Source organism: Salipiger sp. PrR002 (assembly GCF_010500775.1).
In the GTDB taxonomy this organism is placed as follows: Bacteria; Pseudomonadota; Alphaproteobacteria; order Rhodobacterales; family Rhodobacteraceae; genus Salipiger.
The window spans coordinates 1-20238 of sequence record NZ_JAAGOU010000016.1; the positions used below are offsets into that span (position 1 = coordinate 1).

The window sequence follows — 20238 nt, forward strand, 5'->3', positions numbered from 1 at the left end:
ATCCTATCGGATTTCCGGCTTCGTGGGTGGACCACTTCAAAGGGGCTGGCTCAGATCGTCGTTCTGCCCTGACACCGCTCTGGTATTGTCGCTCCGCCTTCACCCGGCGGGGCGGCAATGTGAGAGTGAACTGCGACGCTCCCGAAACCGAGGCCGGTGTGAGGGCGGGCTGGCTTTGATCTCTCTGCGAATGTGGCCTGATGCTGCAGTTGAGGTAGCGAATGGCGGCTTCGTCCGCGCCGGAGACATTCGTCTGTGGATTTTGCTGCGCCAGGGCATGAATGGCCGCGCCGCGGCGCCGGCACACTTTCGAATGACGGCTCCGGGCCGTGAGTGTCAGGCAGCGGGAGGCCGGAGGGACCATGCGGTTTGTCCGGTTCAGCAGTTTTGCCAGGGCATCTCGCGATTACGGTCAGTTGACCCGCTGCGCACAAACAAAGTCGGCGCGTGTTACGATGTCGGTGCGCGGCAGCTCCGTGATCTCGTAACCGAGCGCGGTGTAGGTGTCGCGCATGACGGCACCTGTCGCTTCGGCCTCGGCGCGGGTCTGCTTGCGCTCGGCGTCCTGCGTGAAGATATCGTCCCAGAACGGCGCTAGGAAGATGCGGGCGTTGTAGCGCGTTTCCTTGGCCGCTGCAGCGATGTGGGGCGGCACGGGGAGGCTGCAGAGGATCAGGTAGCCCATTATGTCGGGAATGCCGCGGTCGAAGATCACGGGGGCAGACAGAGCCCGTGCGGCGCTGTAGGCGCGCAGGTCGCGCTCCAGCATCCGTTCGGCATAGGCCATGCGGTCCGCCCAGCGGAGGGCGTCTCCGCCGCGCGCCATCTCCTTGCGAATAATCGCGCGGCCGGATTCGCGAATGTTCTGAAAGCCACGGCGGGCAAGCTCGGTGTTCAGGCTGGTTTTGCCCGCGACCCAAGGCCGCCCGTCACGAAGAAGAAATGGTCGCTCATGGGCCATCCTCGGGTTTGACAGGGGAAAGCGCTGCAACGCGATCGACGCGCCGAAAGGCGCGGATCAAGGCAGCATGGATTTTCGTAGGGAAAACAGCACCCGTCTGCGCGGCAGAGGCAAATCCTCTGACGAGAAAGGCAGAACTATCTGGTGCTATTCAAGGAGGATTGGTGGAGCCTAGGGGGATCGAACCCCTGACCTCTTGCATGCCATGCAAGCGCTCTCCCAGCTGAGCTAAGGCCCCAATCGCGGTGCTCTTTACCTTGTCCGTCAGGCCCTTTCGGGCGTCTCGGCTTCGGTCCGGAGCGGTGTCCGCCGCGTCGTCTCCGACGCTGTGCGGCGTGATCTATGGGATGCTGCGGGCGGGTTCAAGCGAAAAAATCACCGCCCGCAGAAAAAAGTTCGAAGCTTACTCTTCGTCCTCTCCGGCGACGTCGGTGATCTCGTCGAGCGAGACATTGTCGTCGTCGTCATCATCGAGAACATCATCGTCATCGAGTTCGACCTCGACGTCGTCTTCGAGCAGATCTGCCTCTTCGGAGTCCTCGGTCTGCGAGCGACGCGGTGCGCCGTCTGCCTGGTCGGCCGACAGCATGGTGCGCTTGCCGGTGTCGAGTTGCAGCACCTCACCCGTATAGGGCGAGACGATCGGATCCTTGTTCAGGTCGTAGAAACGCTTCCCGGTGGTCGGGCAGACGCGCTTCGTGCCCCATTCTTCTTTGGGCATGGGTGGTCCCCTTCAGCTGGCTTGTACGGTCGACAATCTGCAGCGTCTGCCATAACAGAAGAGCAGTGTCAAAACTTTTGGCCCGTGCAGTCCAGAGGCAATAAAAATGGGGCAGTTCACCCTTCCCGGCAACCCGCCGATCGCCGTCACCCTGCGCCGTTCGGCGCAGGCCCGGCGGCTGTCGCTGCGGCTGTCGCAGCTTGATGGGCGGGTCACGCTGACCCTGCCGCGGCGGCTCCCCGAGGCCGAGGCCATCGGCTTTCTGCGCGAGAAGGAAGGCTGGCTGCGCGGCCATCTCGAGCAGCGCGGCGCGGATGTCTGGATCGCTGCGGGCGCGCGACTTCCGATCGGCGGAGAACTGCGGCGCATCGTGCCGGGGCAGGGGCGCAGCCTGCGCCTCGGCGACGGGGTGATCGAGGTGCCCGGCCCGGAAGAGCGCTGTGCCGCGCGGCTCTTGGGCTGGCTGAAGGCCGAGGCGCGCAACCGGCTGGCCGAGGCGTCGGATCGCCACTCTGCCGCGCTGGGGCTGCCTTACAGCCGCCTGACGCTGCGCGACACGCGCTCGCGCTGGGGGTCGTGTACCGCCGACGGCGGGCTGATGTACTCGTGGCGGCTGGTGATGGCACCGCCCGAAGTGCTCGATTACGTCGCCGCGCATGAGGTGGCACATCTGGCGCAGATGAACCACTCGCCGGCCTTCTGGGCGGTGGTCGAGCAGCTTTACGGCGACTGGCGCCCGGCGCGGCGCTGGCTGCAGGTCGAGGGCGCCTCGCTGCACCGCTATCGTTTCGGCGATTGACGCCGCCCGCGCCGCATCGGAGATTGCCCAGATCATGATCCAGCCTCAGCCCCGCCCGTCCGAAGTCGTCCTGTCCGCGCATGAACGCGTCTATCGCGGCCTGCGCCAGCGTATCATGCTGGGCCAGATCCCGCCCGGCGAGTCGCTCACCCTGCGCGGCATCGGGCGCGAGTTCGACGTCTCGATGACCCCCGCGCGCGAGGCGATCAACCGGCTGGTGGCCGAGGGCGCGCTGTCGATGTCCTCCTCGGGGCGGGTGTCGACGCCGGAACTGTCGAACGAGCGGATCGAGGAACTGGCCGCGCTGCGGGCGCTGATCGAGGTGGAACTGGCCTCGCGCGCGCTGCCGCGGGCGCATATGGCACTGATCGACCGGCTGCAGGCAATCAACGGCACCATCGCCGAGATGATTCAGGCGCGCGATGCGGTGGGCTACATCCGCACCAATCTCGAGTTTCACCGCACACTTTATCTGCGGGCGCAGGCCCCCGCGATGCTGGCGATGACCGAGACCGTCTGGCTGCAACTCGGGCCGACCATGCGCAAGCTTTACGGGCGTCTGCGCCGCACCGAAGCGCCGCATTACCACCGGCTGATCATCGCTGCGCTGAAGGCGGGCGACGAGCCCGGGCTGCGGCTCGCGGTGCGCTCGGATGTGACGCAGGGCCTGCGGATGCTGGCCACCTGAGCGCACAGGGCAATCAACCGGCAGGGAACCCGCAGGGCACCAGCGGCATTGAAAGGGCAAGTCCTCTAGCCCTTTTGCCAGACCGGAGCCCTGCCATGTCCCTCGCTGAATCCCTTTCCATCAAGCCGGACTCGCGCCGCGCCAAGCGGCTTGAGGATGTGAACCCCGAAGACTTCGCTTGGGCGATCCCGATCATGCGGGCCGGCTATTCGGGCCGGGGACTGGTCTATCTCGTGGTCGCGGGCGTCTCGCTCTGGTCGATCCTGCATGGCGGACAGGCCGAGGGCACCTCCGAGGCAATGCAGAGCCTGCAGGGCGGTTGGGGCACGGCGGTGATCGTGCTGATCGCGCTGGGGATGCTCGCTTATGCGGTCTGGCGCCTTGTGGACTGTATCTGGGATCTCGAAGCCTATGGCCGCGGCGCCAAGGGGCTGATCGCGCGGGCAGGGATGCTGGTGACCGGCGGCGCACACCTCGGCATTGGTATTCTGGCGGCGACGCTGCTGATCGGTCGCAGCGGCGGCAGCAGCGGCAAGCAAATGCTCGATAGCGTGCTGCAGAACCCCGCCGGACAGATCGCCGTTGGCATCGCGGGCGTCCTCACCGTTGCGGCGGGCGGCTTTTATCTGATGAAGGCGGTCAAAGAGAAATACCGCAACCACCTCAAGGCCAACCATTTCACCACCCATTGGAACGGCGCGCTGAAAGCGGGCCTCGCCGCGCAGGGCGTGGTGATCGGCATCATCGGCATGCTGATCTGCTACGCCGCGCTGCACGCCAACGCCTCCGAGGCGGGTGGGCTTGGCTCGGCCTTCGACTGGCTGCAGGGGCAGGTTTATGGCCGCGTGCTGGTGGGGCTGCTGTGCCTCGGCCTGCTGGGGTTCGCGCTGTTCTGCTTCGTGAACGCAGCGTACCGGATCATTCCCAAGGCCGCGGACCGCGGGATCGAGTCCCTCGGTGCAAGCCTGCGCGCCAAGGCTGAGAATGCGACATCCTAAGGGCAGGGCGCTGACCGGTGGCGCCGCCACGGCTAATGCTCTGCATTAGGAGTTCGGAAAGCCGTGGCAAGTGAACAAGATAGGCGCGCTCGCTTCGCAATGAGGTGAGCGCGTCTTTTCTTTGTGAGGTGCGGAATTTGGCGTTTATGACTGCCGCAAGTTCTTAATAGGGGCCTTACTGTGGAGCCATGTCTGTGGTGTGGAGAGATGAGGCCATAAAATGTCGAGGAAGGTTAAAGGTGACAGCATCAAGGCTCGGATACTTCTATGTCCGGTAAAAGGTAAATATATTTCAGCTCATTGAGCAGCCGCGATCCCTTGCGACGCGAAGCCCTATTCTTGCCTTCTGGGGTGCGATGCTCGCGCCCTCTATCTTCGGGTGCAGCGAAAGTGAACTTTGCTAGATCACTGAAACTGCGTCGAAATCAACTAAAGTGCGACGCAGTACCCTTCAGCGCGTCGAGGTCGGTCCCGAATGGCGTTCGATCATCATCGCGGCAGGATGGACGCTCCTCCAAACTCGAAGCGGATCCGCAGCGGTGACTTTTTTGATCCGGCGGGGGATGTGCTGCCTATTCTGCGGAGAAATTCCTTGATATTGTCTTAATTAGAGGCCCATTCTAAATGAATGGGCTTCCGTTCAATCCCGCTTCTTCCGGGAGTCTGGCTTCGGCGTTAAAATATGCCCCAAATTGGGCAGCCGCGCAGATCAAAAACATCTCTCGCCCAGAAGGGAATTTCGCCCCACGCAAAGGCGAATAAATTTTTGATCCCAGACTATTGCGGTGAATTCCTCATCTTCTGGCAGAACATGAAGAAAGCCCCGGAATGCGGCATTAACCGCGCTCCGGGGCTTTGGATATCAGCGCTCGGCTCGGGGCCGGGCGAAAGGCTCAGGCGGCGAGGCCTTTGGCACCCATCGAGAGGAACTTCTGACGGCGCGCCTTGATCAACTCGGCCGGTTTCATCCCGTCCATTTCCTCAAGCATCGCCGCGATGTTCTTGCCCACCGCCTCGATCGCGGTTTCCGCTGCGCGATGCGCGCCGCCCAGCGGTTCGGGGATCACCTTGTCGGCCACGCCCAGTTTCAGCAGATCCTGCGCGGTCAGGCGCAGCGCCTCGGCGGCCTCACGCATCTTCTCGGCATCCTTCCACAGGATCGAGGCGCAGCCTTCGGGCGAGATCACCGAATAAACCGAATGCTCCAGCATCGCGACGCGGTTGGCGGTGGCGAAGGCCACGGCCCCGCCGGATCCGCCCTCGCCGATGATCACCGTCACCAGCGGCACGCCGATCTGCAGGCATTTCTCGGTCGAGCGGGCGATCGCCTCGGACTGGCCGCGCTCTTCCGCGCCCTTGCCGGGGTAGGCGCCGGGGGTGTCCACCAGCGTGATCACCGGCAGGCCGAACTTGTCGGCCATTTCCATCAGGCGGATCGCCTTGCGGTAGCCCTCGGGGCGGGCCATGCCGAAGTTGCGCTCGATGCGCGACTGGGTGTCATTGCCCTTTTCGTGGCCGATCACCATCACCGGACGGTCGTTGAACCGCGCCAGACCGCCCATCACCGCGTGGTCGTCGGCAAAGCCGCGATCCCCGGCCAGCGGGGTGAACTCGGTGAACAGGGCTTCGATGTAATCCTTGCAGTGGGGACGGTCCGGATGCCGCGCCACCTGACATTTCCGCCAGGGCGTCAGCTTCTTATACAGATCCTTGAGCAGGTCGTCGGCCTTGCGGTCAAGGGCCGCGGCCTCGTCCTCCACATGCATCTCTTCGTTCTTCCGCGCCATGGCGCGCAGTTCTTCCGCCTTGCCTTCGATCTCGGCGAGGGGTTTTTCAAAGTCGAGATAATGCGTCATGCTCGGGCACTCTTGTTGGTCGCGGCCTATATGGCCTCGAAGCGGCCCGGATGCAACAAAGCAAGCTGAACGGGACGGTTCGGCGGGGTTTGCAAAGGTGGTGCGGGCTCCTATCAGGCCCCTTTCAGGCCAGCAGCACCGGCAGCATTGAGGCGATCAGCAGCGCCGCCATGCTCCAGTTGAAGAGCCGCAGCCGCGCCGGATTCGTCAGCACCCGCCGCAGCCCGCCGCCCAGCACCGTCCAGGTGGTGGTCGAGATCGCGCCCATCGCCACATAGGTGCCCGCGACCAGCAGCACGGCGGCAAGATCGCCCCCGGCGGCGTAGAGGGTGATCGCCCCCAATGCCATCGACCACGCCTTGGGGTTCACCCATTGAAAGGCGGCGGCCTGCAAAAAGCTCAGCGGTCGCGCGCCGCTCGGGCCCGCGGCGTTACCCGCCGCACCGGGCGCCGAGGCATGGGCGATCTTCCACGCCAGCCAGCCCATATAGAGCACCGACACCACCGTCAGCGCGTCTCGTACCAGCGGATAGGCCTCGAAAAGCCGCATCACGCCCAGCCCGACCAGCAGCACCATCACCCGAAAGCCCAAGGCCACGCCCAGCATATGCGGCAGGCTCCGCGCGAGGCCGAAGTTGGCCCCCGAGGTCAGCAGCATGAGGTTGTTCGGCCCCGGCGAGATCACCGTGACGAGGGCGAAGGTCGCAAGCGCGAGCATGAGGTCCTGTGTCATGACGCAATAGTTGCGCGGCCTGCGCGGAGAAAGGTTGCAATCTGCAGCGGATTGCCTGCTCTAATGAAACTTATGAGCGATTTGGATGATATCGACCGCAGGATATTGCGCGTATTGAAGGCCGATGGCCGGATCAGCAACCTCGCGCTGGCCGAAACCGTGGGCCTGTCGCCCTCGGCCTGCCTGCGCCGTGTCGCCACTCTGGAGAAATCCGGCGTGATCCGCGGATATCGCGCGGTGCTCAGCCCCGAGAAGACCGGCATCGGCTTTGTCGCCTATGTCACCGTCGGCCTCAGCCGCCACACCAAAGAGGCGCAGCAGGCGTTCGAGCGCGTCATCACCCGCTCTCCCGGCGTCAAGGAGTGCCACAATATTACCGGGAACCTCGAATATCTTCTCAGGATCGAGGTGGCCGATCTTGCTGCCTACAAGGAGTTCCACACGGAGGTTCTTGGCATGTTACCGCAGGTAAGCGCCATAACCTCTTATGTGGTCATGGGTTCGCCCAAGGACGAAAGAGCCTGAGCGGGTCCGATTCGGGCAGGTGGCGATCTCTGCGGGGGTGGCGGCGAAGATGGAAGATTTTGACGGGAATATGACCGACGCGCAGGCGGGGGAGTTCGATTACATCATCGTGGGGGCAGGATCGGCGGGCTGTGTGCTGGCCGAACGGCTCTCGGCGGACCCCGACAATCGGGTGCTGCTGCTCGAGGAGGGCAAGGGCACCGGCGGTCACTGGCTCAGTCAGGTGCCACGGGCGCAGCAGCGGCTGCTCGAGGACCCGACGCGCCGCTACAGCTATCACGTCGAGCCCGGCCCGCGCGGCCCGGCAGAGCGCTGGCTGCGCGGGCGGATGCCCGGCGGCACCAGCGCGGTGGGCAATGCGCTCTGGCTGCGCGGCGGCGAGGCGGATTGGACCCGCATGGCGCGCGCCATGGGCAGCGAGGATTGGGGCTGGGCCGAGATGTCGCGCTGCCTGCGCCAGATCGAGCATCACGCCTTTGGCGCCAGCGACACCCGCGGTCGCGGCGGCCCGCTGGAGATCAAGCTCGGCCAGCCGCTGTCGCCGCTGATGCAGGCGGTGATGCAGGCCGGGGCCGAAAGCGGCTGGCGCCAGCGCTACGATCCCAACGAGGAAGACCCCGAGGGGCTCGGCCCGGCGGCGTGGACGATCGACGAGAAGGGGCGGCGGACCACGGCGTGGACGGCCTTTGTGCGCCGCGCGCGCGACCGTCCGAACCTGCGCATCGAAACCGGCGTGCGTGTCGACCGGGTGCTGCTGGACGAGGGCCGCGCGCGCGGCGTCGAGGGGCGCCGCGGCACCGCGCAGTTGCTGTTCGACGCGCGCGGCGAGGTGATCCTCTGCGCCGGGGCCATCGTCACCCCAAAGCTGCTGATGCTGTCCGGCATCGGCGACGGCATGGCGCTGCGCCGCGCCGGGATCGAGGCGAAGCACCACAGCCCCAACATCGGCTGGGGGCTGCGCGATCAGCTGACGCTGGCCACCAACTGGCGGCTGCGGCACTGGCGCGACAGCGACAACCGGGCGCTCACCGGCATGCGGCTGTGGCTGAACGTGCTGCGCTTTTTGTTTTCGAGCGAAGGCGTGCTGAGCCGGGGCGGCGCGGAACTGGTCGGCTTCGTCGCGGCGCTCAAGGACGCCGAGCGTCCCGACACGATGATCTCTGCCGCTGCGCATTCCTTCGATCCGGCGCAGGGGGTCAGCGGCTGCGAGGCCGAGCCGGGCATGCGGCTCACCTGTCACACGCTGCGGCCCGACAGCACCGGCTATGTCTTTGCCTCCGGGCCCGATCCGGACCTGCCGCCGCAGATCGAAGCCAATTACCTGTCGAACGAGCGCGACCGTCTGCGCGCGGTTGAGGCGGTGCGGCTGCTGCGCAAACTGGCGCGGCGTCCGGCGCTGTCGGAGTTCATCGAGGGCGAGACGGTGATCTCGGCATGGGCCAAGACCGACGATGACATTCTCGATCTTTATCGCCGCTACAGCCGCTCCGCCTGCCATGCGGTGGGCAGCTGCGCCATGGGCGTCGAAGAGACCATGCCGCTCGATGCGCGGCTGCGGGTGCGCGGCATCGAACGGCTGCGGGTCTGCGACGCCTCGATCTTCCCCGAGATGCCCGCAGGGGGCACGCTGGCGCCGGTGATGGCCGCCGCGCTGCGCGCCGCCGAGCTTATCCTCGCGGATGCCGCCGGGCGCGATGCGGCCCGGGAAGAAACCGAGACGCAGCTAGACTCCGACGCAGAACCCGAGCCAGATGCCGCCGCGCCCGTCGAAGCCGCCACAACAGAGGCACGCGAAACCCGCGCCAGCTAGCCCCGGCGCCGCGTCCCGCGTCTTCGCTTAGACAAAAATATCCCGGGGGAGGCCGCGCGCAGGCGCGGCCCGGGGGCAGCGCCCCCAAAAGAAACGGCCGTCCCCGCGGGGCCCGGGGGCAGCGCCCCCAAAAAAGAAACGGCCGTCCCCGCGGGGACGGCCAATTTCGTTCTACATGCCCGAGGCGGCTCAGATCTGCCGCACGGCGCCTTTAGCGGCCGAGGTGGTCAGCGCGGCATAGGCCTTCAGCGCCTTGGAGACCTTGCGCTTGCGCTGCTCGTCCGGCTGCCAGCCCTTTTCCTCACGCGCGGCGCGGCGCTCGGCGATCACCGCGTCATCGACGGCGAGGTTGATCTTGCGGTTCGGGATGTCGATCTCGATCATGTCGCCCTCTTCCACGAGGCCGATGGTGCCGCCCTCTGCCGCTTCCGGCGAGACGTGGCCGATCGACAGGCCCGAGGAGCCGCCCGAGAAGCGCCCGTCGGTGACCAGCGCGCAGTCTTTTCCAAGGCCCTTCGATTTGAGGTAGGAGGTCGGGTAGAGCATTTCCTGCATGCCCGGACCGCCGCGCGGGCCTTCGTAGCGGATCAGCACCACGTCGCCCTTGTGCACCTTGCCGGTCAGGATCGCGCTCACCGCGGTGTCCTGCGATTCAAAGATTCGCGCGGGGCCGGTGAATTTCAGGATCGACTCGTCCACGCCCGCGGTCTTCACGATACAGCCATCCTCGGCGAGGTTGCCGTAGAGCACCGCAAGCCCGCCATCCTTGGAAAACGCGTGCTCGGCGTCGCGGATCACCCCGGCCTGACGGTCGAGATCAAGCGTGTCATAGCGCATGGACTGCGAGAAGGCGGTGGTCGAGCGCACGCCGCCCGGCGCGGCGCGGAAGAAATCATGCACCGATTCCGAGTTGGTGCGCGTCACGTCCCAGCGGTCGAGCGCATGCGCCATGGTCTCGGCGTGCACCGTGTGCACCGAGGTGTCGAGCAGGCCGGCACGGTCGAGCTGGCCGAGGATCGACATGATGCCGCCCGCGCGGTGCACGTCTTCCATGTGGACGTCGTCCTTGGCGGGCGCGACCTTGCACAGCACCGGCACGTTGCGCGACAGCCGGTCGATGTCAGACATCTCGAAGGGCACTTCGCCTTCGTTGGCGGCGGCCAGCAGGTGCAGCACGGTGTTGGTCGAGCCGCCCATGGCGATGTCCAGCGTCATGGCGTTCTCGAAGGCCTTCACCGTGGCGATCGAGCGCGGCAGCACGCTGGCGTCGTTCTGCTCGTAGTAACGCTTGGCGAGGTCGACGATCAGGTGACCGGCCTCGACGAACAGCCGCTGGCGGTCCGAGTGGGTGGCCAGCGTCGAGCCGTTGCCGGGCAGCGACAGGCCAAGCGCCTCGGTCAGGCAGTTCATCGAGTTGGCGGTGAACATGCCCGAGCAGGAGCCGCAGGTCGGGCAGGCGGCTTCTTCGATCGCCTGAACCTGCGCGTCGGTGTATTTGTCATCGGCGGCGGCGACCATGGCGTCGACCAGATCCAGCGCCTTTTCGGTGCCTTCCCAGTTGACCTTGCCCGCTTCCATCGGGCCACCCGAAACAAAGACCACGGGGATGTTGAGGCGCATGGCGGCCATCAGCATGCCGGGGGTGATCTTGTCGCAGTTGGAGATGCAGACCATGGCGTCGGCGCAATGCGCGTTGACCATATATTCCACCGAGTCGGCGATGATCTCGCGCGAGGGCAGGGAGTAAAGCATGCCGTCGTGGCCCATGGCGATGCCGTCGTCGACCGCGATGGTGTTGAACTCCTTGGCGACGCCGCCGGCCTTCTCGACCTCGCGGGCGACCATCTGGCCCAGATCCTTGAGGTGCACGTGGCCGGGCACGAATTGGGTGAAGGAGTTCACGATCGCAATGATCGGCTTGTTCCAGTCGCCGTCCGTCATGCCAGTGGCGCGCCACAGGCCGCGGGCGCCGGCCATGTTGCGGCCGTGGGTGGTGGTGCGGGAGCGATAGGCAGGCATGGGGCATCCCCTCGGAGTTTGGATTACCGGGGGTGTTTAACGCCCATAGGGGGCAGCGGCAAGGGCAAGGCGATGCCGCAGCGCGGCACGGCGCAAGAAGGTTGCGCCTTGCGGGGGCTACCGCGTTCTAAAGTTCCCATGAACCTCTGTAGGGGCGCAATTTTTCGTGCGCCGACAATGCCCTTCCGCCAGCCCCGCCCCGCCTGCGCAGCGGCGGGTTACCCCGCGCTGCGCTTCGTCCGGCTTTTCGAGCGCGGCGGCTTCGGAGCCACCTTGGTCTCGATGTGCTCCATGATCAGCCCGGCGATGTCCTTGCCCGAGGTCTTCTCGATGCCCTCGAGGCCCGGCGAGCTGTTCACCTCCAGCACCTTGGGACCGTCGGCGCCGCGCAGCAGGTCCACCCCCGCCACGTCGAGCTTCATCGCCCGTGCCGCCTTGATCGCCACCTCACGCTCCTCGCGCGAGATCCGCACCTTCTCGGCAGTGCCGCCCTGATGCAGGTTCGAGCGGAAGTCGTCGGGCTTGCCGCGGCGGCGCATGGTGGCCACCACCTTGCCGCCGACCACGAGGCAGCGGATGTCCTCACCGGCGGCTTCCTTGACGAAGCTCTGCACGAGGAAATCCGCCTTCAGCCCCTGAAAGGCGCTGATCACGCTTTCGGCGGCCTTGGGGGTTTCGGCCAGCACCACGCCCTTGCCCTGACTGCTTTCCAGCAGCTTCAGCACCAGCGGCGCACCGCCCACCAGTTCCACCAGATTGCCCGAATCCTTGGGGCTGCGGGCAAAGGCGGTGGTCGGCATGCCGATGCGGTGACGCGCCAGCACCTGATGCGCGTGCAGCTTGTCGCGCGAGACGCTGATGCCTTCCGAGCCCGAAAGGCAATAGGTGCCCATGCTCTCGAACTGGCGCACCACGGCGGTGCCGTAGCTGGTGATCGAGGCTCCGATGCGCGGGATCACCGCGTCGTAATGCGGCAGGCGGCGGCCGTCGTAATGCACTTCGCCGCCAACGGCGCGGATGTTCATATAGCAGCGCGAGGTGTCGATCACCTCCATCGTGTGGCCACGGGTTTCGGCGGCTTCGATCAGCCGCTGGGTGGAGTAGTTGTTGGGCTCGCGGGTCAGCACCGCGAGGCGCAGTGCCCGCTGCGCGCGGTGGCGGCGGGGCAGGGCGCGGTAGACATCGAACGACAGCTCGGGCTGCTGCATGCGCTGGGTCGGCGAGACGATCATGTCGTCGAGCAGCGCGCTGCGGCCCAGCAGCATGCGATAGGCCATGCTGCCCCTGTCGGTGAGGGTGATCTCGATCGGCCAGCGGCGCTCGCCCATCACCACCTCTGCCTCGATCACGAAGCGCAGCTCGGTCTCGCCGTTCGACGAGGTCACTTCGCGGCGGTCCTTGAGCGGTGCCGAGCAGATGATCTCGAGATCATGGTCGGCGGGGTCGGGGTGGATGGCGAAGCGGACCATCGGCTTGTCAGCCGAGCCGAAGGGCTCGATGGCGAAGGCGTGCAGGGCCGAGGTCCGCGCGCCGGTATCAACCTTGGCGCGGATCGCGGGCAGGCCGAGGCCGGGCAAGGCCAGCCATTCTTCCCATCCGAGCGTGAACTGCGTCATCAACAACCTCCTTGGCGCGCATGAATTGCGGAACTCGTCCGGCGCGCTCTAGCTGCGCACGGTAACAGGCGCAACACGGCCCGTGCGTCCCGCGCATTTTCCGTCTCCTCGCGGGGCTGAAGCTGGGGTGCGGGCCGGGCCTGTCCAGTCTTCGCGGCCCGGCTACCAGACCTTGAGCACGCGGCGCGACAGCAAAAAGCCGTGGCCATCGGCGTTCTGGCATTGCAGCCCGGTCTTTTGTGACAGGCAGGAAATGCCGCCCCATCGGGCCGAGACGCCATAGGGCGCGATATCGACCCCCGGCGCGGTGTTCTTGGGGCCCGGCCCGCCGCAGACCATGGTCACCGGGCCTTGTTCGAGCAGGATGTAACTGTGGCCCCACGGAGCCCCGCAGGACGCCGGGCGCGGCAGGGCGGGCGCGGCGCTGAACTCGAAGATCGCGCATTGCAGGTCCGTCGCGGTGCCGCTGTCGCCGATATAACATTCGATGTTGCCGGAGGGAGTCTTGAACGGCGTGACATCGGCGCGGGCGGGCGCTGGGAGTAGGGCAACGAGGGGCAGGGCAAAGAGGGTCAGCGCAAATATTAACAGACCTTTAGGGAACGGCTGGGCAACAGGCAGGCAAAAGCGAAGGCGGCGGTGCGCGAGGCTCATGGCACGGCTCCGTGCAGGGAAATGGGATGGGTGAAATAACGTCTTTGATATGAGGGCAGGCTAGGCGGCAGGCGGCGCTCGGGTCAAGGCCGCTAAGGGCAGGGCGGAGGCCGCAATAAAAAGGCCGTCCCCGCGGGGACGGTCTTTCATCAGAGACGGTGCAATGCTGGATCGCGGCCCCTGTCCCCGCGGGGACAGCGGTTTTGCGGCTCAGGCGCTGGCGATCATCTCGGACTGGCGCACGATCACCTCGGCCTGTTTGATCGAGGCGATGTCCACCAGACGGCCCTTGTAGACCGTGGCGCCTTCGCCCTTGGCCTTGGCCGCTTCCATGGCGGCGAGGATCTCGCGCGCCTCGGTCACCGCACCCTCGGAAGGGGTAAAGACCTCATTGGCCAGCGCCACCTGCTTGGGGTGGATGGCCCATTTGCCGACCATGCCCAGCGTCGCCGAGCGCAGCGCCTGCGCGCGATAGCCCTCGTCATCCGAGAAATCGCCGAAGGGGCCATCGACCGGCAGCACGCCATGGGTGCGGCAGGCGGCGACGATGGCGGCCTGCGCCCAGTGCCACGGATCGGACCAGTGTTTGGCGCCCGCGTGCAGCATGTAGTAATTCTCTTGCGTGCCGCCGATGCCGGTGGTCGCCATGCCCATGGAGGCGGCGAAATCGGCGGCGCCAAGGCTCATCGCCTCGAGCCGGGGCGAGGCGGCGGCGATCTCTTCCACATGGGCGATACCGGCGGCAGACTCGATGATCACCTCAAAGGCGATCGGCTTGCTCCGGCCCTTGGCGCGCTCGACGGCGGTGACCAGCGCATCCACGGCATAAAGATCCCCCGCGCAGCCCACTTTCGGGATCATGATCTGGTCGAGCCGGTCGCTGGCCTGCTCCAGCAGATCGACCACGTCGCGGTACCAATAGGGCGTGTCGAGCCCGTTGATCCGCACCGAAAGCGTCTTCTTGCCCCAGTCGATATCGCCGATGGCCTCGATGATATTGGCGCGCGCACTATCCTTGTCGTCGGGGGCGACCGAGTCCTCGAGGTCGAGGTTGATCACGTCCGCGGCGCTGGCGGCCATCTTCTCGAAGATCGCCGGACGCGAGCCGGGGCCGAAAAGCTGGCAGCGGTTCGGGCGGGCGGGCGCGGCGGGCTGGATGCGAAAGCTCATTTGATCACCTCGGGTGGGTAATGAAGTTACGTTCAGGCTGGCACATGGGTTATTAAATTGCGTGATGCTGCGCAAGCGAAATTTGCCGCGTTGCGGCGCAAACTCTGTCGCCTCCTGCCGCGATACCGTGCACGATTCTTCGGCGTTGGTGCCGAAATGCGTGGAAATTTGGCGTTGCTGCGCGCGCGAACGTGCAAATCGAGACGGATTTGCGTGGGATGCAGGGCAAACTCAGCGTCGAAACCGGTCGCGGGCCTGTGCGCCTCCCAAACACCACACGCGCAGCCGCCGACACGATAGCAGACACAAACACAGGGAATAGAATACCATGATCGAGACGCCGTATCTCCTCTTCCTCGGTGACGCCCCCGACGGTCTGGCCGCCAAGGTGGCACAGGGCATCAAGGACTGGCGCCCCGAGAACTGCGTTGGTCAGTTCCGCCTTGAAGGCTGCAAGGCCGATCTGGGCCTCAAGGACATGACCCTTGCCGAAGCCAAGGCCGCTGGTGCCAAAACGCTGGTGATCGGCGTCGCCAACCGTGGCGGCGTGATCTCGCAGACCTGGAAAAAGGTTCTGGTGGAAGCACTTGAGGAAGGCTTTGACCTTGCCTCGGGCCTGCACAACCTGCTGCGCAACGAGGAAGACCTCAAAGCCGTCGCCAAGGCCACCGGCCAGACGCTGCACGACGTGCGCATTCCTTCGGTGCAATATCCGATCGCCAACGGCGAGAAGCGCACCGGCAAGCGCCTGCTGGCCGTGGGCACCGATTGCTCGGTCGGCAAGATGTATACCGCGCTGGCTCTGGACGCGGCGATGCGCGAAAAGGGCATGAAGTCCACCTTCCGCGCCACCGGCCAGACCGGCATCCTGATCACCGGCGACGGTGTGCCGCTCGACGCGGTGATCGCCGACTTCATGGCCGGCTCGATCGAATATCTCACCCCCGACAATGAGCCCGATCACTGGGACATCATCGAGGGTCAGGGCTCGCTGTTCCACGTCTCCTATTCCGGCGTGACGCTTGCACTGGTGCATGGCGGTCAGCCCGACGCGCTGGTGCTCTGCCACGAGCCGACCCGCACCCATATGCGCGGCCTGCCGGGCTACAAGCTGCCGACGCTGGAAGCGGTGCGCGACGTGGCGCTGGAACTGGCCAAGGTCGCCAACCCCGACTGCAAGGTGATCGGCGTGTCGATCAACACCCAGCACATGGGCGAGGAAGAGGCCAAAGCCTATTGCGCCGAGGTCGAGGAAAGCCTTGGTCTGCCCTGCGTCGACCCCTACCGTCACGGCGCCGAGCGCCTCGCGGATGCGGTGGCGGCGCTCTGAGCCATCTGGCACAGTGACCACATCACCCCCGGCGGCGGCGCTTCCGGCGCCGGGGTTTGCGTATTTAAGGAACAATGAAAGGGGCAGGGTTTGAGCATCGAGATCACCCGCGACACCTTCAAGCTGGCGCAGGTCTTCACCATCTCGCGCGGCAGCCGCACCGAATCCAAGGTGATCACCGTGAAGATCACCCGCGGCGGCATCACCGGCTGGGGCGAATGTGTGCCCTATGCGCGCTATGACGAAACGCTGGACAGCGTCGAGGCGCAGATCCAATCGCTGCCGCAGGATGTGAGCCGCGAGGCGCTGCAGGATCTTCTGCCCGCAGGCGCCGCGCGCAACGCGGTGGATTGTGCGCTGTGGGATCTGGAGGCCAAGACCGCAGGCAAGCGCGTGTGGGATCTGCTGGATCTGCCCGCGCCGCAGCCCGAGGTGACCGCCTATACGCTCTCGCTCGCCGCCCCCGAAGAGATGCAGGCGCAGGCCGCCAAGAACGCCTTCCGCCCGCTGCTGAAGGTGAAGCTGGGCACGCCCGAGGATCTGCCGCGGCTCGAAGCCGTGCGCGCCGGGGCGCCCGAAAGCACCATCATCGTCGATGCCAATGAAGGCTGGACGCCCGAGGTCTATGCCGAGCTTGCGCCGCATCTGCAGCGTCTGGGTGTTGCCATGGTCGAGCAGCCGCTGCCCGCGGGCGAGGATGACGCGCTGCTGGGCATGGAGCGCCCGGTGCCGATCTGCGCCGATGAGAGCTGCCACGACCGCGCCTCGCTGCCGAGCCTCAAGGGCAAATACGACATCGTCAACATCAAGCTCGACAAGACCGGCGGTCTGACCGAGGCGCTGGCGCTGCTCGACGCGGCCAAGGCCGAAGGCTACGGCATCTTCGTCGGCTGCATGGTGGGCAGCTCGCTGGCCATGGCTCCGGCGGTGATCGTGGCGCAGGGCGCGCAATACGTCGATCTCGACGCGCCGCTGCTGCTGGGCGAGGACCGCGAGGCGGCTCTGCTTTACGACGACGCGGGTGTGCATGCGCCCGAGGCGGCGCTCTGGGGCTGAGCCCCGGCGCCGGATGATTTCGATGGGCTTGACCCCGGGTCCGCTTTGGCGGAACTGAGCGACAGAGAATTATGGAGAAAGCTGCAATGCGCACCGTTTACGTCAATGGCGAGTACCTGCCCGAGACCGAGGCCAAAGTGTCGATCTTCGACCGGGCGTTCCTGATGGCCGACGGGGTCTATGAGGTGACCTCGGTTCTTGGCGGCAAGCTGATCGATTTCGACGGCCACGCCAAGCGGCTCGCCCGCTCGCTGAAAGAGCTGGACATGAAGGCGCCCTGCACCGAGGAAGAGCTGCTGGCGATCCACCGCGAGCTGGTCAAGCTCAACGAGATCACCGATGGGCTCGTCTACCTGCAGGTCACCCGTGGCTCGGCTGGCGACCGTGATTTCGCCTTCCCCGACCCCGAGACCACCGAGCCGACGCTGGTGCTGTTCACCCAGAACAAGCCCGGCCTTGCCGACAACCCGGCAGCCAAGAAGGGCATCAAGGTGATCTCGCTGGAGGACATCCGCTGGGGCCGCCGCGACATCAAGACGGTGCAGCTGCTGTATCCGTCGATGGCCAAGATGGCCGCCAAGAAAGCCGGCTGCGACGATGCGTGGTTCGTCGAGGACGGCAAGGTGACCGAGGGTTCGTCGAACAACGCCTATATCGTCAAGGGCGGCAAGATCATCACCCGCGAGCTGTCGACCGACATCCTGCATGGCATCACCCGCGCCGCGGTGCTGCGGTTCGCCAAGGAAGCGCAGATGGTCGTGGAAGAGCGCAGCTTCACCATCGACGAGGCGAAAGACGCGGATGAGGCCTTTGTGACCTCGGCGTCCAGCTTCGTGATGCCGGTGGTCGAGGTCGATGGTGCTGCGGTCGGTGCGGGCACGCCCGGCCCGGTGGCGACGCGCCTGCGCGAGATCTACCTCGAAGAAAGCATGAAGATGGCGGTCTGAGCGCAGACTGACAGACCTTCAGGCGCGCATGTCGGCGCGCTGATGGGAACGGCCGCGATGCAGCGCATCGCGGCCGTTTTTGCATCTGGGTGTCGCGGCGTTTGGGCCGCGCGACGGGGTAGCGGCGCGGGTCCATGCTCAATTCAACCATGGCGTGAAAATTCCCTAGCTTCACGCAGGGGCAGCGTCTATCGTGCCGGTATTACAGGCGATTAGGGCGGGGAGTCGCTGGGCTCTCATCATGCCACACAGGGATTTTTAGGTCGTGGCGGCGCGGGTGCCCGAGATGATCGGCGCGTGGCTGCGGCATTTACGCAGGAGCACCTCATGCGACCCAAGATGCAACTCAGGATGCACCCCAGGACGAAAACCAAGGCTTTCGGTGCGGCGCTGACCGCGATCGGGCTTTTCCTCAGCCCAAGCGCGGTTTTTGCTCAGGAGAGCTCGCAGGAGGGCGGGGCCTATATCGCGGGCCTCTCCGGGCCGATCGACGTAATGAAGGGGCGGCCTTATTCGCCCTATGCCAACCGCGCCTTTCCGACCGATGTGTTCTTTGGCGACACCCATGTGCACACCGCGCTCTCGCCCGATGCGGGCGGCGCGGGCACCACGCTGGGGCCGCGCGATGCCTATCGCTACGCGCGCGGCGATCAGGTGACCACCAGCACCGGCCAGCCCAACAAGGTGCGCGTGCCCTACGACTTTTTCATGATCACCGACCACTCGGACGCCATGGGCGTGATCCAAGACATCATGATGGGCACGCCCGAGATCCTCGCCGATCCGGACGGGAAGAAATACCACGAGGATTTCAACGCGGGCGGGCAGGTGGCCGGGGATGCCATGTGGCGGCTGATCGAACAGTTCGGCCAAGGAGAGCTGCCCGAGGCGCTGAACTACCAGCCCGGCCTGCCAGCCTTTGACGCGGTCTGGTACGACATCGTCGACGCCGCCGAAGAGTTCAACGATCCCGGCACGTTCACCACGTTCATCGCCTTTGAGTGGACCTCGCTGGAGAAGGGCAACAACCTGCACCGCAACGTGATCCTGCGCGACGGGGGCGAGCGGGCGAAGCAGGTGATCGCCTATACCACGCAGCCGCCCATGGGCTCGAACAACCCGCGCGATCTGTGGAAATGGATGCAGAACTACGAGGAAACCACCGGCGGCGACGTGCTGGCCATCCCGCACAATGGCAACCTGTCGAACGGCATGATGTTCGCCATGCAGGATGATTTCGATGGTGGCGCGCCTTACGATCCCGGTTATGCCGAGCAGCGCCAGAAATGGGAGCGGCTCTATGAGGCGACGCAGATGAAGGGCGACGGCGAGGCGCATCCCTTCCTGTCCCCCGATGACGCTTTTGCCGATTTCGAGACGTGGGATTACGGCAACCTCGACGCCACCGCCGCCAAGACCGAAGAGATGCTGCCCGGCGAATACGCCCGCTCGGGCCTGCTGCGCGGGATGGTGCTGGAGGAGGAACTGGGCACCAACCCGTTCAAGTTTGGAATGGTGGGGGCCGGTGACAACCACGTCGCGGTGCCGAGCCCGGACAACGACAACTTCTTTGGCAAATACGCCACTTACGAGCCTTCGGCGCATCGGATCATCGAGGATAGCGAGCTGCATGTGGCGCTGGCAAACGAGGATCTGGGGCTGACCCTCTACAGCTACGAATATATCACCTCTGGCCTTACCGCGGTCTGGGCGCAGGAGAACACCCGTGGAGCGCTGTTCGACGCGATGCAGCGGCGCGAGGTCTATGCCACCACCGGCACCCGCATCCGCGTGCGCTTCTTCGGCGGCTGGGACTACGCCGAAGACGACGCGCTGCGCCGGGATCTGGCGCTGGTGGGCTACACCAAGGGCGTGCCCATGGGATCGGACATGCCGCCCGCGCCCGAAGGGGCCGAAGCGCCGAGCTTTTTGGTCTACGCGCTGCGCGATTCCTCGGGGGCGAACCTCGACCGCGTGCAGGTGGTGAAGGGCTGGATCGACGCCGAGGGCACCCCGCAAGAGAAGGTCTATGACGTGGCGTGGTCGGATGATCGCACGCCCGCCGAGGATGGCACCGTGCCGCCGGTGGGCAGCACCGTCGATCTGTCGATCCCCTCGTGGACCAACACCATCGGCGCGGCGGAACTGGGCACGGTCTGGACCGATCCCGACTTCGACCCTGCGCTCAAGGCCTTCTACTACGCGCGGGTGATCGAGATCCCGACACCGCGCTGGACGGCCTATGACGCGGTGAAATTCGACCTCGAACTGCCCGAGGACGTGCCGATGACCAACCAGCAGCGCGCCTATACCTCGCCGATCTGGTACACTCCGGCGGAGTAAGGCGCGGCGCGC

General features: G+C 65.7%; 17 protein-coding genes and 1 tRNA gene. 9 read left to right on the plus strand and 9 right to left on the minus strand.

Annotation, left to right across the window (positions count from 1 at the left end):
- Window positions 1-412: 412 nt before the first annotated feature.
- The 3 genes from G0A00_RS16095 to G0A00_RS16105 form a co-directional block, all read right to left on the minus strand.
- Window positions 413-991, minus strand: a complete 579-nt coding sequence (locus tag G0A00_RS16095) for an AAA family ATPase (protein ID WP_235956748.1) — start codon at window positions 989-991, stop codon at window positions 413-415.
- Window positions 992-1123: 132 nt separating this feature from the next.
- Window positions 1124-1199: transfer RNA gene (locus G0A00_RS16100), tRNA-Ala, on the minus strand.
- Between the two features lie 165 nt (window positions 1200-1364).
- The gene (locus G0A00_RS16105) at window positions 1365-1682 is read right to left on the minus strand and encodes a TIGR02300 family protein (RefSeq protein WP_164183199.1); all 318 of its coding nucleotides are present in this window, start codon (window positions 1680-1682) and stop codon (window positions 1365-1367) included.
- A 106-nt stretch (window positions 1683-1788) separates the two neighbouring features.
- Here G0A00_RS16105 and G0A00_RS16110 point away from each other — a divergent pair, with 106 nt between their 5' ends.
- The 3 genes from G0A00_RS16110 (at window position 1789) to G0A00_RS16120 (ending at window position 4167) form a co-directional block, all read left to right on the plus strand.
- Window positions 1789-2481 carry a M48 family metallopeptidase gene (locus G0A00_RS16110; RefSeq protein WP_164183197.1) on the plus strand — a complete coding sequence of 231 codons (693 nt, stop codon included), beginning with the start codon at window positions 1789-1791 and terminating at the stop codon, window positions 2479-2481.
- Between the two features lie 34 nt (window positions 2482-2515).
- A complete protein-coding gene (locus tag G0A00_RS16115) occupies window positions 2516-3169 on the plus strand; it encodes a GntR family transcriptional regulator (RefSeq protein ID WP_066109277.1) in 654 nt (217 codons plus the stop codon).
- A gap of 95 nt (window positions 3170-3264) precedes the next feature.
- Window positions 3265-4167 (plus strand): DUF1206 domain-containing protein, encoded by a 903-nt coding sequence (locus G0A00_RS16120; RefSeq protein WP_164183195.1) that lies wholly within the window; start codon window positions 3265-3267, stop codon window positions 4165-4167.
- Between the two features lie 893 nt (window positions 4168-5060).
- Here the strand turns inward: G0A00_RS16120 and G0A00_RS16125 are convergent.
- Window positions 5061-6023 carry an acetyl-CoA carboxylase carboxyltransferase subunit alpha gene (locus G0A00_RS16125; RefSeq protein WP_164183193.1) on the minus strand — a complete coding sequence of 321 codons (963 nt, stop codon included), beginning with the start codon at window positions 6021-6023 and terminating at the stop codon, window positions 5061-5063.
- 124 nt (window positions 6024-6147) lie between these two features.
- Window positions 6148-6756, minus strand: a complete 609-nt coding sequence (locus G0A00_RS16130) for a LysE family translocator (protein WP_164183191.1) — start codon at window positions 6754-6756, stop codon at window positions 6148-6150.
- Between the two features lie 72 nt (window positions 6757-6828).
- Here G0A00_RS16130 and G0A00_RS16135 point away from each other — a divergent pair, with 72 nt between their 5' ends.
- Window positions 6829-7281 (plus strand): Lrp/AsnC family transcriptional regulator, encoded by a 453-nt coding sequence (locus G0A00_RS16135; protein WP_164183189.1) that lies wholly within the window; start codon window positions 6829-6831, stop codon window positions 7279-7281.
- A 49-nt stretch (window positions 7282-7330) separates the two neighbouring features.
- Window positions 7331-9091 (plus strand): GMC family oxidoreductase, encoded by a 1761-nt coding sequence (locus tag G0A00_RS16140; protein ID WP_164183187.1) that lies wholly within the window; start codon window positions 7331-7333, stop codon window positions 9089-9091.
- 189 nt (window positions 9092-9280) lie between these two features.
- On the opposite strand, the gene ilvD is transcribed toward G0A00_RS16140, so the two are convergent.
- The 4 genes from ilvD to G0A00_RS16160 all read right to left on the minus strand — a co-directional run bounded on the left by ilvD (window position 9281) and on the right by G0A00_RS16160 (window position 14550).
- Window positions 9281-11110, minus strand: a complete 1830-nt coding sequence (gene ilvD / locus G0A00_RS16145) for a dihydroxy-acid dehydratase (RefSeq protein WP_164183185.1) — start codon at window positions 11108-11110, stop codon at window positions 9281-9283.
- A gap of 218 nt (window positions 11111-11328) precedes the next feature.
- Window positions 11329-12726 (minus strand): 30S ribosomal protein S6--L-glutamate ligase, encoded by a 1398-nt coding sequence (rimK, locus tag G0A00_RS16150; RefSeq protein WP_164183183.1) that lies wholly within the window; start codon window positions 12724-12726, stop codon window positions 11329-11331.
- Window positions 12727-12888: 162 nt separating this feature from the next.
- Window positions 12889-13380 carry a DUF6636 domain-containing protein gene (locus G0A00_RS16155; protein WP_235953161.1) on the minus strand — a complete coding sequence of 164 codons (492 nt, stop codon included), beginning with the start codon at window positions 13378-13380 and terminating at the stop codon, window positions 12889-12891.
- Window positions 13381-13590: 210 nt separating this feature from the next.
- Window positions 13591-14550, minus strand: a complete 960-nt coding sequence (locus tag G0A00_RS16160; RefSeq protein WP_164183181.1) for an L-malyl-CoA/beta-methylmalyl-CoA lyase — start codon at window positions 14548-14550, stop codon at window positions 13591-13593.
- Window positions 14551-14878: 328 nt separating this feature from the next.
- On the opposite strand from G0A00_RS16160, the gene dgcN reads away from it, so the two are divergent.
- From dgcN to G0A00_RS16180, 4 genes are all read left to right on the plus strand, one after another.
- Entirely contained in the window at window positions 14879-15880 is a 1002-nt protein-coding gene (gene dgcN, locus G0A00_RS16165; RefSeq protein ID WP_164183179.1) for an N-acetyltransferase DgcN, read from the plus strand.
- Between the two features lie 90 nt (window positions 15881-15970).
- On the plus strand, window positions 15971-16936 hold the full coding sequence (dgcA, locus tag G0A00_RS16170) for an N-acetyl-D-Glu racemase DgcA (protein ID WP_164183177.1): 966 nt from the start codon (window positions 15971-15973) through the stop codon (window positions 16934-16936).
- A gap of 86 nt (window positions 16937-17022) precedes the next feature.
- Window positions 17023-17883: a D-amino-acid transaminase gene (locus G0A00_RS16175; RefSeq protein ID WP_164183175.1), complete on the plus strand. Its 861-nt coding sequence runs from the start codon at window positions 17023-17025 to the stop codon at window positions 17881-17883.
- Between the two features lie 327 nt (window positions 17884-18210).
- On the plus strand, window positions 18211-20226 hold the full coding sequence (locus tag G0A00_RS16180) for a DUF3604 domain-containing protein (RefSeq protein ID WP_235953160.1): 2016 nt from the start codon (window positions 18211-18213) through the stop codon (window positions 20224-20226).
- The last annotated feature ends 12 nt before the right edge of the window (window positions 20227-20238 follow it).